Origin of the sequence: Bombella pollinis (assembly GCF_026385485.1) — a bacterium.
Lineage (GTDB): Bacteria > Pseudomonadota > Alphaproteobacteria > Acetobacterales > Acetobacteraceae > Bombella > Bombella pollinis.
In genome coordinates, this window is the sequence record NZ_JANIDX010000006.1 from 31,311 (window position 1) to 47,071 (window position 15,761).

13 protein-coding genes are annotated in these 15,761 nt (G+C 52.9%); 8 read left to right on the plus strand and 5 right to left on the minus strand.

Annotated features, from left to right (window positions below):
- Positions 1 to 24: 24 nt before the first annotated feature.
- The 7 genes from NQF89_RS06850 (at position 25) to NQF89_RS06880 (ending at position 7,707) form a co-directional block, all read left to right on the plus strand.
- Positions 25 to 1,644: an MFS transporter gene (locus NQF89_RS06850; RefSeq protein ID WP_266137840.1), complete on the plus strand. Its 1,620-nt coding sequence runs from the start codon at positions 25 to 27 to the stop codon at positions 1,642 to 1,644.
- The gene (locus NQF89_RS06855) at positions 1,641 to 2,762 is read left to right on the plus strand and encodes an HlyD family secretion protein (RefSeq protein WP_099026862.1); all 1,122 of its coding nucleotides are present in this window, start codon (positions 1,641 to 1,643) and stop codon (positions 2,760 to 2,762) included. The genes NQF89_RS06850 and NQF89_RS06855 overlap by 4 nt, the downstream gene beginning before the upstream one ends.
- Positions 2,759 to 4,270 carry an efflux transporter outer membrane subunit gene (locus NQF89_RS06860; RefSeq protein WP_099026861.1) on the plus strand — a complete coding sequence of 504 codons (1,512 nt, stop codon included), beginning with the start codon at positions 2,759 to 2,761 and terminating at the stop codon, positions 4,268 to 4,270. Before NQF89_RS06855 ends, NQF89_RS06860 begins: the two co-directional genes overlap by 4 nt.
- 77 nt (positions 4,271 to 4,347) lie before the next feature.
- A complete protein-coding gene (purH, locus tag NQF89_RS06865) occupies positions 4,348 to 5,946 on the plus strand; it encodes a bifunctional phosphoribosylaminoimidazolecarboxamide formyltransferase/IMP cyclohydrolase (RefSeq protein ID WP_155573660.1) in 1,599 nt (532 codons plus the stop codon).
- 10 nt (positions 5,947 to 5,956) lie between these two features.
- Entirely contained in the window at positions 5,957 to 6,343 is a 387-nt protein-coding gene (locus NQF89_RS06870; protein WP_266137841.1) for a hypothetical protein, read from the plus strand.
- Positions 6,344 to 6,351: 8 nt separating this feature from the next.
- A complete protein-coding gene (locus tag NQF89_RS06875; protein WP_099026858.1) occupies positions 6,352 to 7,110 on the plus strand; it encodes an NAD kinase in 759 nt (252 codons plus the stop codon).
- Between the two features lie 120 nt (positions 7,111 to 7,230).
- The gene (locus NQF89_RS06880; RefSeq protein ID WP_155579559.1) at positions 7,231 to 7,707 is read left to right on the plus strand and encodes a TM2 domain-containing protein; all 477 of its coding nucleotides are present in this window, start codon (positions 7,231 to 7,233) and stop codon (positions 7,705 to 7,707) included.
- Positions 7,708 to 7,794: 87 nt separating this feature from the next.
- Here the strand turns inward: NQF89_RS06880 and NQF89_RS06885 are convergent, their stop codons facing one another.
- The 5 genes from NQF89_RS06885 to NQF89_RS06905 form a co-directional block, all read right to left on the minus strand.
- Positions 7,795 to 8,730 (minus strand): 2-hydroxyacid dehydrogenase, encoded by a 936-nt coding sequence (locus tag NQF89_RS06885; RefSeq protein WP_266137842.1) that lies wholly within the window; start codon positions 8,728 to 8,730, stop codon positions 7,795 to 7,797.
- Between the two features lie 13 nt (positions 8,731 to 8,743).
- Positions 8,744 to 9,232, minus strand: coding sequence for a low molecular weight protein-tyrosine-phosphatase (locus NQF89_RS06890; RefSeq protein WP_155573656.1), 489 nt, complete (start codon positions 9,230 to 9,232; stop codon positions 8,744 to 8,746).
- On the minus strand, positions 9,229 to 10,206 hold the full coding sequence (locus tag NQF89_RS06895; protein WP_266137843.1) for an AEC family transporter: 978 nt from the start codon (positions 10,204 to 10,206) through the stop codon (positions 9,229 to 9,231). The genes NQF89_RS06890 and NQF89_RS06895 overlap by 4 nt, the downstream gene beginning before the upstream one ends.
- A 101-nt stretch (positions 10,207 to 10,307) precedes the next feature.
- Positions 10,308 to 13,997, minus strand: a complete 3,690-nt coding sequence (locus tag NQF89_RS06900) for a Hint domain-containing protein (RefSeq protein WP_266137844.1) — start codon at positions 13,995 to 13,997, stop codon at positions 10,308 to 10,310.
- Between the two features lie 99 nt (positions 13,998 to 14,096).
- A complete protein-coding gene (locus NQF89_RS06905) occupies positions 14,097 to 14,621 on the minus strand; it encodes a hypothetical protein (RefSeq protein ID WP_266137845.1) in 525 nt (174 codons plus the stop codon).
- A gap of 636 nt (positions 14,622 to 15,257) precedes the next feature.
- On the opposite strand from NQF89_RS06905, the gene NQF89_RS06910 reads away from it, so the two are divergent.
- On the plus strand, positions 15,258 to 15,752 hold the full coding sequence (locus NQF89_RS06910; protein ID WP_155573745.1) for a DUF3576 domain-containing protein: 495 nt from the start codon (positions 15,258 to 15,260) through the stop codon (positions 15,750 to 15,752).
- Positions 15,753 to 15,761: the final 9 nt, after the last annotated feature.

Below are 15,761 nucleotides of genomic sequence, written 5' to 3' on the forward strand. Positions count from 1 at the left end.
TGACCTCTTGGTCAGGAGGATTGGTTGCAGGCTATTCGTGCCCATATGACATCTATCATCGGTCTCGCTGGCGTTTTGCTGGTAGCGGTGATGACAACGTTAAATGAGCAAGTCTCCCTCCAAGGTCTTGGTGATATTATGGGGGGGATGGGCCTTAGCCGGGACCCGTCCCGGTGGTTTGTTAGCCTCTATACCTCCGCACAGGTGATTGGGGCAGGGCTCTCCCCATGGATGGCTATTACGTTTAGCTTGCGCCGTTGGGCTTTGTTTGTGCTGGCCCTTGCTTTAAGCAGCATTGTGCCGATGGCTTTTTGCACGATGCCCATAGCCGTTTATAGTTTGCGCAGCGTGCAGGGTTTGGCTGGTGGATTTGCCATCCCTTTGCTGATGTTCTCCATCTTGCGGATTCTGCCTTTTCATCTGCGGGCTTATGGGCTGGTGGCTTATACGCTTGTCTCCACCTGTTTTCCTTATCTCGGTACGGCTTTGGCCGGGATATGGACGGATTTTTTCAGTTGGCGGTTTATTTTCTTGCAAGCTATCCCGCTAGGCGCGTTAGCGGGGGCATGTATTTGGTATGGTATGCCTGTTACGGAGCCACAACATCATCGCTTAAAGCGGTTTAATGGTTATGGCTTGCTATTTTTCGTTATGGCCGCTTGGTGCCTAACAACGGTGCTGTCCCTTGGTGATTGGCTGGACTGGTTCAATTCATCCCTTATTTGCGTCTTGAGTGTGATTGGTGTCGCAGCCATCCCCCTTTTGGTGTGGAATGAATGGCGGCACCCTTTGCCTTTTTTTCGCTTTCAACTTCTCAGTCGGAATAATTATTTCTACGGGGTAGGGGGGATTAGCCTCTTTGTGGTGATTTCACTCTCTGCCTCGGCTGTGCCTTTGCAGTTTCTGACAAAGATAGTGGGCTACCGGCCGGAGCAAAGCTATCTCATCACCTTAGAAGTCGCAGCGGTGGAGATATTGGTCGCGCCTTTTGTGGGGTATTTGCTCAATAGGCGGGAGGTGGATTGTCGCATCATCGGCTTTAGCGGCATGGTTTGCATGTTCATCGCCTGTTGTGGGGATTCCCTCGTTACCTCCGTATGGCAACGGCCGGAGTTTTATCTCTGGCAGTTTTTGCAAGGCATAGGCGGGGTGATGGTGTTGGCCTCCCTGTTGATGATGTCCACCAATGCCGTTGTGGCAGAAGAATCACCTTTTGCCGTTGCGTTGGTGAATATGCCGCGTGCCTTCATGATGGTGGGGGGCACATGGTTGGTAGATTTAGTGACGCGGTGGCGCGGTGGCCTGCATGAGGGCCGCTTGGCAGACCGCTTGGGCCAATATCGGTACGCGCTTGTGCAAGGTAGTAGCCCTTTATTGCAAAGCCCTACGCCTTTTTTACCAGATGGAACACCGCGTTATCGCGGGAGTATGGCGTATCTTAAACAGCAATTTCATCATCAAGCCACTGTGCTGACGTTATCGGATTTATTCTGCGTTTTGGCAGCATTGTTAGTGGTGTTGATGGTCTTTATCCTCATTGTGCCTGTGCGAACTTATCCACCATGGGTTGTATTTGCACCACGAGTTGTGACATCGCCAGAGCAGCCAGAGGCCCAGCGTGGGGAAGGGGTGGAAGAAGAATGACACAACAAGCAGCAGAACATCATAGCCATAAGCAGCAAGGGCGTTTTTTGGGGCAACGCTGGCCGGTCTGGTTAGCGGGGGGGATTCTGGCTCTTTTTGTGGGTGTGATTCTGGCGATTGTGTTCATCCCTGCTGCACGCGTATGGACGAATGATGCGTATGTGACAGCACATTATAGCGTTATTGCCCCGCGTGTACCGGGGCAGGTTGTGGCTGTGGCAGTGGATGATAACCAGAGTGTTCATGCAGGGGATGTGCTGGTCCAGCTCGACCCACGTGATTATCAAACTACATTAGACCAAGCCCGCGCGACCGAGGCGCATGACCGTGCGGTGGTGTTGGATGCTGCTGCTACTGTAGCGCGTCAACCCGCTTTGATTGCCGAGGCTCAAGCGCATGTGGCGCAATTAACCGCGCAGTTGATTTTCGCCCGGCAGAATGCAACTCGTTATGCCCATTTGGCGCGTAATGGTGCGGGGAGCCGCGAGGAGGGCGAGCGCACACGGGCAAGTTTGGATGAGCTGGCAGCGTCCCTTCAAGCCGCGCAAGCGCAATATGCCGCAGCCCAAGCGCAGCTACGTGTGTTGGAGGCTGTGCAGGATTCAGCACGCCGCCAAGTGGAGGTGGACCATGCACGGGTGCATCAAGCAGAGTTGAACCTCTCTTACACCACCATTCGTGCGCCTTTTGATGGCATGGTTGGGGAACGCACCGTTCAGGTGGGAAATTACGTTCCCAATGGGGCGGCGTTGATGGCCCTTGTGCCGATGGACCAACTTTGGATTGAGGCAAATTATCGGGAGTTAGCCCTCCAGCATATGCGCCCCGGCCAGAAGGCCCGCATCCATGTTGATGCTTATGATATTGACCTTGAGGGCGTCGTGGATAGTGTCCCGCCTGCCTCTGGAGCGGCTTTTGCGCCTTTGGCACCAGAAAATGCTACGGGTAATTTTACAAAGATTGTCCAACGTCTGCCGGTGAAAATTACCCTTCTTCCCGGTCAGCCTCATGCACGGCTATTGCGGATGGGGCTTTCGGTCGAGACAACGGTGGAGACGCATTTAGCCAATATTGTGCAGGCTCAAAAGCGGCTTGACCGTGGGGTGACAGATAAATGAGGCAGCGTAGTTTTTGGCTTTTAATAGGCCTATTAGGGCTGGGTGGGTGCATCCGTGTGGGGGCGGATTATAAAACCCCAAAAGAGACGGATCAACCTAGTGGCTGGGAGAAAGCGGCTGATGTGCATGAGGCACGGACGCGCGGTTTTATTCATGCAGGGGATGTGGATACGACATGGTGGCAGCAATGGCACGACCCTGTTTTAAATAAATTGGTCGAGCGGCTTTCGCGCGATAATTTGGATATTCGGCAAGCGGCCACGCGGGTGCTTCAAGCTCGTGGGGAGCTTAAAGTAGTCGCCTCGGAAGGGGTGCCGAGCCTAAATTGGGCAGGCTCTTATACATGGACGCAGCAGAGCACCCACGGTTTTCTCACCCTCGCTCAGCCTGCACCGGGGGCGAATTTGCAATATCAGCAATATGCCAATGTTGGCTCAGCCTCGTGGGATATGGATTTATTTGGCCGTATTCGCCGCCTTGTAGAGGCAGGTAAAGCCCGCGTGGTGGAGCAGCAAGCCTATGCGCGTGGGGTGGCGTTGGGACGGCTGGCCGACCTCGTGGAGGCTTATTTGCGCCTTCGTGCTGTGCAGGCACAGATTCACCTTACAGAGCAACATCAAGCCCTTGTGCGGCACGACCTTGCCCTTGTGTTAGCACGGCAGACAGAAGGAGCCGCGAATGACTTGGAGGTCGCGCAGGCGCGTGGGCAGGTGGAGCAAACCGATAGTGCTTTACCCCCTTTACGGGAGATGCAAGCGGCATTGATTAACACGATTGGCGTGATGCTTGCTTTGCCGCCTCGTGCGTTGGAGGGGGAGTTACTGCCTATACGACCGCAGCTGGACCTCCCTGTTTCGGTCGGGGTTGGGGTGCCATCCAGCCTCGCCCAACGGAGGCCGGATATTATGATGGCTGATGCACGGCTCCATGCCGCTACAGCAGAGGTGGGAGCAGCAAAAGCGGCCTTTTATCCTGATATTAATCTAGCGGGTAATTTAGGAACACAAAGCCTCTCTGCGGGGGATTTCTTCATGCCGGGGGCGAAATATTTTACCCTTGGTCCTACTGTCAATGTACCGATTTTTGAGGGGGGACGTTTACGCGGCACCTTGGCTTTGCGTAAGGCGGAGCAGCAGGAGATAGCCCTTGCTTACCGGCAAACAGTCTTAGAGGCATGGCGGGATGTTGATGATGCAATTACCCGTATGGCGCAACTCCAGCTACGGTATCAGCATATCATGGAGCTTGTTCGTCAGAATCGTAAAGCCTATGAGGCAGCACGGCTGCAATATCGGGATGGTGCGGTGCCTTTCTTAGAGGTGGACCGCGCGGAATCCATGTTGCTTTCCAGCCAAGTGGTGGAGGCAGAACTCCATATGCAAACAGCGTTAGCCGCCGTGGGCCTCTATCGTGCTTTGGGTGGTGGATGGCAAACGATGATGGCGACAACAGAGCAGCGCATGATAGGTAATCATGCGCATGAGAGCCAGATTGAACATCAAGAATAACCCTTAAAGAGGCTTTTTAGCGCGGATGGTTCTGAATCTATCTTGCACAGGAGGGAGGGGGGCGATATGCCAAAACCATGACTGATACACGCTTCTCCCCTCGTCGTGCCCTTCTTTCTGTCTCCGATAAGACTGGGTTAGTTGAACTCGCTCATGCCCTCATCGCAAAGGGGGTGGAAATCCTCTCGACAGGAGGGTCCGCTCGCACATTGCGCGATGCTGGCCTGCCGGTGAAGGAGGTCTCCGACCATACAGGCTTCCCCGAGATTTTGGATGGCCGTGTTAAGACGCTCGTACCGTGGATTCATGGTGGTATTCTTGGCCGCCGGGATAAGGCAGAGCATCAAGCGCAAATGCAGGAACATGGGATTGCCCCGATTGATTTGGTTTGTGTCAATCTTTACCCATTTGCAGCGACTGTCGCTTCCGGCGCGGATGAAGAACAATGTGTCGAGAATATTGATATTGGCGGCCCGGCTATGGTGCGCGCGGCGGCGAAGAACTTTGCCTCTGTAGCGATTTTAACAAGCCCAACCCAATATGAAGCGTTTTTAAACGCCCTAGCGCAAGGGGGGACAACCCTAGCAGAACGCCGGGCATGGGCTGCTGCGGCTTATACCCATACAGCAGCATATGATGGGATGATTGCTGCATGGTTCACCCAGCAGGATGATGAGGCGAGCAAAATAAATGGCGTGAGCTTACCGCCTGTTCTTACCCTTTCTGGCCAGCGTGATACGCTTTTGCGTTACGGTGAGAATCCTCATCAAGCAGCAGCGTTTTATCGGGATGGTAGTACGCGGCCGGGTCTTGCTACAGCACGGCAGATTCAGGGGAAGGCTCTAAGCTATAATAACCTGAATGATACTGATGCCGCTTTTGAGGCTGTAGCAGAGTTTGAAGCCCCTACAGTGGTGATTGTGAAGCATGCAAACCCTTGCGGTGTTGCGTCCGCTGGCAGTGTTGTGGAGGCATGGAAGGCCGCCTTACGCTGTGACCCAGTCTCTGCCTTTGGGGGGATTGTCGCGTTGAACCGGACGCTAGATGAAGCAACAGCGGAGCAGATTAGTGCCATCTTTACCGAGGTGATTGTCGCCCCAGATGCAGAGGAAGGGGCAAAGGCTATTCTTGCGAAGAAGAAGAATCTTCGTCTCTTGCTGACAGGTGGCGTGCCAGAGGCACAAGCACCGGGGCTGTCCTTCCGCTCGGTTTCGGGTGGGTTCTTAGCTCAGAGCCGGGATAATGGTCATGTTACGGAGGATATGCTGAAGGTCGTCACCAAGCGTCAGCCAAGCAAGGCGGAGATGGCGGACCTCCTTTTTGCCTTCCGCGTTGCCAAACATGTGAAGTCTAATGCCGTGATTTATGTGAAGGATCAGGCTACGGTTGGCATTGGTGCGGGGCAGATGTCCCGTGTGGATAGTGCGCGTATTGCAGCGCGTAAAAGTGAGGATGCCGCACACGCTGCGGGGGAGACTGATGCTTTGACAAAAGGCTCTGTTGCTGCTTCTGATGCCTTCTTCCCCTTTGCTGATGGGCTAGAGAGCGTGGTAGCAGCCGGGGCTACGGCAGTGATTCAGCCTGGTGGTTCCATCCGTGACCAAGAGGTGATTGATGCTGCTGATAAAGCAGGGATTGCGATGGTCTTTACGGGTATGCGGCATTTTAGGCACTAAGGAGCATGTGATGATCGCTCGTTTTTCTGCATTTTTTGTCATCATGATGGGCTTACTCGGCATGATGCCGGCTTTCGCCCATGCTGCGGAATGTCAGTATGATGTGGGGCCCTTGCCTGTTTTTACAGGGACAGTAAGCCGCATTACGGGCGATGGCGTGCTTTTTACCGATGGGCGTACAGTCGTCATGCCGGAATCTCTTTTGCCGTTTGTACGGCTGGATAAAGAGGTGAAGTTGCATGGTTTGCTCAGTCTTGATGGGCATAAGATTTGGATGCTGGCCCTTTATGATAAAGAGCAGCTTATTTGCCCATCCGCGTTGGATGTCCGCAAAGGGGCTTATCCCGGCTCCCCTGCTTATGATGTCATTGAGCATAAGAGTGGTGAATCCCCCTGAGTGCCTCTATGAATATTGCCTTTGTCGCAGCGGGGACGGACGCCGCGCAGGAAGCCCTCACGCGCTTTACGGAGCGTTATGGCAATGTCCCGTTAGAGCAAGCTGAAGTCCTTGTCTGCTTAGGCGGCGATGGCTTCATGCTGGAGACATTATTGCAAATTATTGGGCGTAATATCCCTGTCTTTGGTATGAATTACGGGACGGTTGGTTTTTTGATGAACCATCCAGAGGAGGATCAGCTCCCCCAACGTCTAGCTTATGCCCAACATACGGAGATCGCCCCGCTGCATATGTGGGCGCGCACCACAGCGGGTGAGATGCATGAGGGTGTCGGCTTTAATGATGTGTTCCTTTACCGCGAGACACGCCAGACGGTTCATATCGGTATAGAGGTTGATGGCCGCGTGCGGATGCCGCGCCTAACCTGTGATGGCGTTATTCTGGCTACTCCAGCGGGATCAACTGCTTATAATCGTTCTGCTCATGGGCCGATTATTCCTTTAGGGGCGGAGCTTTTATCCCTTACACCAATATCGCCTTTTCAGCCGCGCCATTGGCGGGGGGCGTTATTGCCAGCGGATGTAACTGTACGCTTCACTTTGGCGGATACCAAAAAACGCCCCGCCTCTGCCGTTGCCGGGCCGGAGGAAATACGCGATGTGGAGGAGGTTATTGTCCGGTTAGACCAAGAGAAGAAAGTTACTCTACTGTTCGATCCTGACCATAGCCTATCGGAACGGATTATTGCTGAACAATTTGCTGAATAAATTGTACATAATCAAGAATAATGTTGTGAGATTTTATTTAATGGATAGTTTCTAATGGCAGGACTCGTTATAGTTATTCAATATGTCCTGTTTAGGTAATGATTCCGTTGGAGAGATAAGATGCGTGGAACAATTCTGAATTATGATATTCGCATTGGTGAAGGGCTGATTAGCGGTGATGATGGCAAGCGTTATACGTTTAAGGGAAGCAGCTTTGGCTCTGACAATGTTTTTTTAAAAAACGGAGTCGCTGTGGATTTTGAAGTAGAGAATGATGAGGCACTCTCTATTTTTGTCGTACCAGGAACAGGCCAGATATCAACGAGTGATATTTTCGAGGGGATGAGCGGTAAGTCTAAAATGGTTGTCGGGCTTCTTGCTCTCTTTGCGGGTGGGTTTGGTGTCCATAAGTTCTATTTAGGTTATAAACGAGCAGGCATTATTATGCTTTTGGTGACTATTTTTGGGCTTATCTTGCTAGGGATTCCAAGTATTATTATTGGGATTATTGCCTTTGTTGAAGGGATTATTTACCTCACAAGGTCTGATGAGGGTTTTTATCGAACATATGTGCAAAATCGCCGGGAGTGGTTTTAACCCTATCGGCTGTGGAGAGATGAAAATAGAAAGCCCGGCAGGCCTTCCCCTGCCGGGCTTTGCTGTAAGGACTTTACGATGGCCTGTTTAATATGCAGGGGTCAGGAGGGGCTTACCGCTGAAATAGGCGTGCAAATTATCAATGATATTTTGCCCCATTGCTAAGCGTGTCTCTATCGTTGCGGAACCTTGATGGGGTTGGAGGACGACATTCTCCAGCGCGAAAAAGGCCGGATTAATCTTCGGCTCATTCTGAAAGACATCCAGCCCCGCCCCGGCAATGGTTTTGTTTTGGAGGGCAGTGAGCAGGGCATCTTCATCTACCACGCTACCGCGAGCTGTATTGATGAGGACGCCATCCTTGCCGAGGGCTTCAAGAATCTCCGCATTAATCAACCCTTTTGTTTGGGCTGTTGCGGGGAGGGTTAGCACCAAAACATCCGCCCAATGGGCAAGAGCTTTTAAATCTGGCTCAAAAGCTAGTGGACTATTGGCATGGTGATGGCCACTAAAATAGGCGACCTCCATAGCACTGGCCTGCGCGCGTTGCGCTACTGCTTGGCCAATACGGCCAAACCCGGCAATCCCTAATTTCCGCCCTTTTAGGGAATGGGCGAGGGGTGGCAATGTCCCATCAGCCCATGTGCCTTTGCGTAAAAACGTCTCATTGGATCTTAGATTACGCTTGAGCGCGAGTAGAAGCAGCATGGCCATATCGGCTACATCATCGGTGGAGATGTCAGTTGTGACAGTGACGCGGATAGCGCGCTTTTTGGCCTCTGTCAGGTCGATGCGGTCTAACCCCACACCATTAACAGCGATGATTTCGAGATTAGGTAAGGCGGCCATGATCTCTGGGGCAACGCCGTAGGAGCCGCCTGTAGCAACTGCCCGAATGGTAGGTGCAACCTCTTTAAGAGCGTCTAACGTGCTGAACTGTAGAAGCGTGAAGTCCTTTGCGAGGGCCTCCATCGTAGGGGCGGGGAGGGGTTCTAAAAGCAGGAGGGGTTGTTTTGGGGACATGATGAAGGACCTTTCAGAGAGAGGAAGACTCTAAATAACGTGCTGCAAGAGCTTTACAGCCAGCTTCCACATCGTGCCATGTGGTCTCAAAACCGGCTTCAGGGCCATAATAGGGGTCGGCTACATCGCGCCGTGTTTCATGAGGGATATGCTCTAATAAAAGGCTGAGTTTCGCTTTGCTTTGGGCAGGCTGCATCTTTTGCAAGGCGGCTAGATGGGAGCGGTCTAAAGCAATGATGTGGTCGAATCGTTCAAAATCTTCTTTACGGACTTGGCGGGCGCGGAGGGGGTCGGCATTCAACCCATGGCGGCGCGCTGTAGCGCGGGCGCGTGGGTCTGGTCGGTCGCCTTCATGCCAATTCCCCGTCCCTGCGGAGTCGATATCTGCCATGAGGCCGCGTTGTTCAATTTCGCGCCGCATAGCGAGTTCTGCCAAGGGAGAGCGGCAAATATTGCCGGTGCAAACAAATAAGAAGGAAGGCGCAGAGGAGAGGCAGCTCATGAATGGGTCATCCAAATAAAAAAGGCTAAGCTGAATATGGCACTTACCGTGCCGAAAAAAAGGACCGAGGCAATTTCGCGCTCCATTATGTGATAACGCATGGCGAGAATGACATTGATAGCCGCACTCGGCATCGCCATAGCAAGAACGCCTTCTTGCATGGTGAGAGTAGGGAGATGCCCAGCAAAGGCTAAAGCGCATACCCCAAGAGGGATGAGAAAATTACGCCCTAAAACCATTAATCCTACAGAGAGGCTAAGGCGGACTTGCCGGGCGTATAATACTACGCCGGAGGCAAAGAGGGCCGTTCCCCCCGTGGCATGGCCGAGTAGTTGGAAGGCATGTGTGAGTGAAACGGGAAGGCCAATACCAAGCAATACGAGCAAAAAGGCCAGCATTGGGGCCCAGACAACAGGCTCTTTGCAGGAATGGAGGAGATGCCCGCCCAGTTCGCGCATGGTGGTGTGCCAGCTATAAGGCCCTTCATGCTGAGATTGTTGGCGTTGCTGGTCATGATTCATCAAAATGAGGGTCAGGGGGATTTGGCAGAGATTCATTACCAATGAGCCAACGGAGATTGGCACGGCACTGCTAGGGCCAAAGAGCTGCCCTAAAACGGGAATCCCAATAAAGGGGACAGAAGGGCCGGTGATTGTCATGGCGATGAGGGCTGCTTCGCTTTGTCTGCGCTTCATCACCCAACGGAGAAGGCAGAAAAGAACAACATAGACACCAAGCATCGCCATAAGAATGAGCCCCGCTAAAGGCCCAGCGGAGAGAATATGTGCGCGTGGTGTGCTGAGGATGGAGGTAAAAAGAGCCAGCGGCAGGGCATAAAGCATCACGAGGCGGATTAAGATGCTTGCCTGTTGGGAGTCAAAATCCCGCCGCCAAGCCGCCACATAACCCAGTCCTAATGTAATTAATATGGGCAGGATAGCATTTATAATTGTCAGGAAAAGGGCTGTTGTCATAGCGGCCATCAATCCTGCCGTGGGAGTGGAAAGATTAGCCTATGATGTTTTCTTCCGTAAGGGAAGGGAGCATTACAGCTCCCTTCCTGTGTCCGTCCTCTTTATGAGGGGAGGCGGTATGGACCACCAGCTTGCACCTCAATCGCGAGGACTTGCTGGCTCGCACTGACAGGCGGACTATCATGCAGAGGCAGCTCTGCTTCGCCATTGGTCCAACGATGTGGCCCAGCCTCGATGACATCCCAACCGTTCAGGCCTCTATCTGTTAGATGGCGTGTAATGATGCTCTCACGCCCACCATTCCAGAGGGAGACTTGTCCAACGAGAACACCTAGTTGACGGCGGTCATCCATATGAGGCCCTACAGCCTCGGATGGACGGAAGGTACGCGAGCCAACGGTGACGCGCTGTGTATAGGCGGGGAGGGTAAAGAGATAACGCCCTGCCTCATGCCGTTGTGGGTGGAGCGTCTCCCCCGTTTCTAGACGGATATAAGGCGCAGGGTCCGTTGTGGTTTCCCCATCTTGGGAATTTTGTTCGGCCTCTGGATCGGTGAGGCCAAGTTCCGCTGCGCGAGCAGCAAACTTGTCATGCAAGGGCTTGACGAACTCTTGAGTAACACCCAGCGGAGCCGCGGCATTCTCATTCCAGTTAAGCTGCTCTTGCTCGACCAAGCGGAGGGTATTCTCCTCATTAGCTTCGTAATGGTCTTGCAGGTCAGTATCCAGCCAGCTTTCTGTCAAGACATCATTTGCCCAGATGACAGAATGAGGCTCCGTTTTGATGTGGTAATAATCATATTCCACTTGGCTATGGTCATAACGGATGGAGGTCCCATTGATGAGCATGCGAGCTGGGACGAAGTGACCTTCAAAATAGAAGCAATGCTCCGGTGTTACAGAGAGGTCTTTATTGGGTAAGCCGGGACCGAAGGCGTCCTTGGCTACAATAACAGACCAACCGGCGAGATCCTCTGGTTGAGAGGTATTTACACGCGCACGCCGTTGGATGACAGCTGTAATCTCGCGCGTTTCCTCACGCCCTTCATTAAGGACACAGATTGTCTCACCTTTACGCAGACGTTCAACGGCCTTCTCCCCTTTCGGGGTACGAATCATACTGCCAGCGAGGAAGCATTTTTCGTAAATAAGGACCGTATTGCCTTCACCATCATCGTTGAGGATAAAGCCACCAGCGTTATAGTTACCTTTGAGGCTCAGCTGCCATGTTGAGGCGTTAGAGCCGTTAGAATCTGTCTGTGTCACAAAGACAGTATTCCCGCTGACAGCAGTTTGCCACTTATCGGTATATTTCATCCCGTAAATACGGATACGAGCATTATACCCCATGGAGGTATTGATGAGTGTTGCACCGGAGGCAATAGTGAGGAGCCCGCCAAGCTGCTCAGGGTCGTTTGTACCATCCGCACCGAGGACGGTAGCCCCAGAGAGGTAACCGCCAGAGGTCACCATTGTGTAAGGATGGCGTGCATAGGGCCCTTTACCAGAGTCGAAGGTAACAACGGTATCCTGTGCTGTTCCTTGGGGGCCAACAACAAGCTCATCATTGTTCGAGACTCTGGCACCGCTGACCCAACCGCCGCTAGCGACATCAATATGTTGGACAGAGGCCCCGCTCATTAACACACCAGAGCCACCGCTGAGGATGGTCAGGCGGCTAACATACGCCCCCGACTGCACCGTTGCGTTACCACCGGAGATGAAGACGCTGCTAACATTGGCCCCGGAATTAATAACACCTACACCGCCATTAAGCGCGGAGAGCGTCTGGAGGCCAGCCCCACCGGCGGGAATAGCTATTGTCCCACCGCTCAGGGTAACATTCGGCACTGTTGCACCACCATCCAGCAGGGCAGAGCCACCGCTATTTATGGTAAGCGAGCTGACAGTCACCCCGGAGGCAATGTTCCCTGTCCCGCGGGAGCCTAGTGAGAGAGCATCGACTGTCCCACCGGAGGAAATATTAGCAAAGCCAGCATTATTACCAGCCCCGGTTGCGCTGATGCTGGTGACGTGGACGCCAGAAGCCAGAGAGATGAGACCGCCCGTAAGTTGAGCTGTAGCCCCATCAGCAACGCTAGCACCAGCCAGAATACTGGCTGTCCCGTTACTAATAGGCGCAAAGTTGCTTGCTGTCCCCCCAGAGCCGAGGATAAGCAAACCATTCATCCTGGCCCCAACATTATTCGCAACAGCTCCGCCGCTTACGATGACCGTCCCACCAACGGCAGCCTTATTCTGGGGATCATAACCTGCAATAGCAGCCCCGACCGAATCGCCAGATTGTGTGACCAAACCTGTACCGTTTGGACCTGCGGCATAAATGCCAGAGATAGTAGCCCCAACATTAGCGACCACCTGACCGGCACTAGCAAGCAGGTAATCTGCTGTTACCCCAGAGACGGGAGCAAAAACTTGGTTGCTATCATTAAGGGTCGCCCCGCTGTAAATGACGGCACCAGCATCAATCGTGGATGTACCACCGGTATTGATGACCAGGTTACCAGCCGTACCGCCGCTATTAAGCAGGACTGTACCTTGAGCGTTAGCGGTAACGGCACTTCCCGTACCGCCAGATGTTATCCGGATTGTACCGCCAGTAGATGCCGTAAGGACGTTACCTGTCCCCGCTGCGGAAACAACAATGTTACCGCTGGTCTGGGCAGAAAGGTTGGAGCCTAGTGCATCGCTGAGGAGTGTGATGTTACCTTTTTGTAGGGCCGTACCACCGCTGATGATACCACCAGCACTGCCAATTTCTGTACCGCCCGAAACTAAAGGAGAAAGGGCCAAGCCACCGCTATTAACTGTACCGATACCGCCTGAAAGAATGGTGGAACGGCTGGCTGTACCATCTTTGTTAACAATCTCGGTTCCGCCAGCGGAGACCATATTGTTAAAGGAGGTCCCGCTACCATAACCGTAAGCGGAGGTAGCATAGCCTTTATTCAGCCACGACACATATGTCCCACCCTCAACAATGAGGGTCCCACCGCTCACAGCGATAACACTGCTTGTTGTACCGCCAGAGTTGAGCCCGGTAGCACCGCTGAGGACAGTTGATTGTGATGCGAGCCCCTTGCTCATCACGGCCTGTGTGGCAGCAGAGCCAACAAACAGCTGATTGAGTGATAACCCGTTAGAGAAGACGGATTGTTGGCCGCCGACGGTGCCGCCGCTTGCCGTTCCCCCATTCCCAACAGCGTAGAGGCTGCCGGGGTTGAAGGTACCGCCCAACATAAGGCCACCACTACCGTTAACGGAGTAGCCTTTAACGGTGAAGTCAGCCCCACCACCACCAACGAGGGCATAGCCGCCGGACCCAACAATAGAGTTAATAGCTGTACCAATCCCGGTGATAGGACCAATGCCCCCTTGGTTAGGGTCGGCTTTGGAGGTCACTGATCCAGCGAAGACGGCACCAGAATAACCTACAACCCCACCGCTAATAACCCCGCCACCGATAGCCTCAATAGAGGCGGCGGAAAGAGCGGTGGCACCATACATAAATGAGTTATTACCGGCGATGGCGATAGAGCCACCATCGACAGCGATACCATTTGTTATGTTATGGTTAAACGCCGCTACGAGGGAGTTGATTATGGCCCCATTAGACCCGTTGGATAACCCGCTTACATAGTAGTTAGAAATGTTAGTGCTAAGGCCAACGGTATTTTGGGCACCGCTCAAAACTGTCGCCCACCCATTGGGGACTTGAGCTGTCCCAATCGGGGGAAGATTATCGTACTTGGAATCAAAACTATAGGCCATGCAGAGGGCTGTCCTTCCAGCAAGTAGGGCAGAGTAAGTTCATGTGTGGCTATGATAAAAGAAGAATTAATAAAATACTATAAAAAAGTGCGCACTTTCTTAAGAAAGGGGGGTCACATTGTCCGCATAGCTGTGGGGGTGGCTGGCTTCAGCAACGCTAAAGAAAAGGAGAATCCCGTCCTTTTGCGGGGAACAGAACTCTAATTTCGTCCCAGCGCTAAGGCGCAGCGCGGTAATATCGTGAGGGTGTTGCAGCAGTGGGTGGGGTATCTCTGGATTCTCTAGGTCAATGGTATTGGGAGCGAGGTTGTTTAAATAATCCGAAGGGGATGGAATCCCGTAATCATTTGGATTTGAAGATTCGGTAACAGAGACCTTTAACGATCCTCCAAGGAATAAAGTGATTAAAGCTTGGTCTGTGGGGACTTCAAGAAGAAACTTAGTATTGGTTTGAATGAGGCATAGTTCTGCTTGGTACCCATTGCGCCGATATAATGTAAGATTCGTTAATCCATTTTGATGATGGGTTGGTTTTAAAAGAGGAATGGAGAGTAAGCCGGGTCCAGCGGGGGAGAGAAACCATTGACGAAACGCCTCTAAGCTTTCAATGATTGGATGGGTCATCCCGTATATATCCTAAAATATTGATTCTGGTCTCTGTGTAGCCATTCTTGCTGAATGGTTGGTGTCCGCGGGGGGATTCGAACCCTCGACCCCAGGATTCATACCACTTCGACTTTCATCGCCAGCCCTTCCTATTTCATAGGAAGGGCTGTTCGTGGTCTGGACTGTCTCTTCACCACAGGGAGGTCCTGCCGCGGTGTCGCCCGTACAGTCTCTACACCTTCCTGCGTCATTCAGATGAATGAGGCAGGCTTGGCTCGGGATTGGCATAGCCTACTCAATATTTATAGAGAGAGGCGTTAGCGTTCCCCGAATTTGAGCGAATTCACCGGATGGTTTGCCAGCCCGGTGCCCAATTAACTTAGGAATCCTGTGCTCTATCCTGCTGAGCTACGCGGACACGCAGGCTCTGCCTAGCGGCTTTTTTGCGCTTTCGCAAGCCTGTCTATGCAGCATAGCTCTTGGCCTGCGAGGGTGAGCGCGATATGAAGGGGGACGTTTTGATCATTTATGATCGTTATGCTCCTGTCTTTGCCATGGTGGGGGCTTCAATTTGAGACCGGCCTTGGCATGGCCTTTTCAGGTTTGCTCATGTTCTTTTCATCATCGCGCTCAGCCTTTCGCTCTTTTGTCTCTATGTACAATATGCCGCGTTATACCGTGCTGCCTCTTGTAGCGTTATTGGCTGTTGGCGGTCTGGCAGGGTGCGGCGGTGATAAGCGTAACCCATCCTCTTTAGCTGTGCCGCGTAATCACCTGTTAGGGGTGGATCGTGGTGCACAAGGGGGTGATGACCAGCTTCGCGGTGGGGTAAATGCTTATCTCTGGCGTGGGGCGATTGATACGCTTTCCTTCATGCCGATGGCCTCTGCTGATGCGCAGGGGGGGGTTATCCTTACGGATTGGTATCAGCCGGCAGGGGCGCAGGATGAGCGTTTTAAAATCGCAGCTTATATTTTGGACCGCCGGTTACGTTCCGATGCACTTCGTCTGAGTGTCTTCCGCCAGACGCGCCTTAATGGAGGGGAATGGCAGGATGCCCCCGCTGCACCGAACACAGCTTCAGACATTACGGCGCGTATTTTAGAGCGTGCCCGTCAGTTGCGCGCTGAAAATGGTGGCGGGAAGTAAGAGAGACTC

Bases quoted from the DNA above. Each gene is read 5' to 3' on its own strand.
- NQF89_RS06900 (WP_266137844.1), bottom strand. From the start codon at position 13,997: ATGGCCTATAGTTTTGATTCCAAGTACGATAATCTTCCCCCGATTGGG.
- NQF89_RS06880 (WP_155579559.1), top strand. From the start codon at position 7,231: ATGCGTGGAACAATTCTGAATTATGATATTCGCATTGGTGAAGGGCTG.
- NQF89_RS06860 (WP_099026861.1), top strand. From the start codon at position 2,759: ATGAGGCAGCGTAGTTTTTGGCTTTTAATAGGCCTATTAGGGCTGGGT.
- NQF89_RS06885 (WP_266137842.1), bottom strand. From the start codon at position 8,730: ATGTCCCCAAAACAACCCCTCCTGCTTTTAGAACCCCTCCCCGCCCCT.
- purH (WP_155573660.1), top strand. From the start codon at position 4,348: ATGACTGATACACGCTTCTCCCCTCGTCGTGCCCTTCTTTCTGTCTCC.
- NQF89_RS06905 (WP_266137845.1), bottom strand. From the start codon at position 14,621: ATGACCCATCCAATCATTGAAAGCTTAGAGGCGTTTCGTCAATGGTTT.
- NQF89_RS06870 (WP_266137841.1), top strand. From the start codon at position 5,957: ATGATCGCTCGTTTTTCTGCATTTTTTGTCATCATGATGGGCTTACTC.
- NQF89_RS06875 (WP_099026858.1), top strand. From the start codon at position 6,352: ATGAATATTGCCTTTGTCGCAGCGGGGACGGACGCCGCGCAGGAAGCC.
- NQF89_RS06910 (WP_155573745.1), top strand. From the start codon at position 15,258: ATGTACAATATGCCGCGTTATACCGTGCTGCCTCTTGTAGCGTTATTG.
- NQF89_RS06895 (WP_266137843.1), bottom strand. From the start codon at position 10,206: ATGACAACAGCCCTTTTCCTGACAATTATAAATGCTATCCTGCCCATA.
- NQF89_RS06890 (WP_155573656.1), bottom strand. From the start codon at position 9,232: ATGAGCTGCCTCTCCTCTGCGCCTTCCTTCTTATTTGTTTGCACCGGC.
- NQF89_RS06855 (WP_099026862.1), top strand. From the start codon at position 1,641: ATGACACAACAAGCAGCAGAACATCATAGCCATAAGCAGCAAGGGCGT.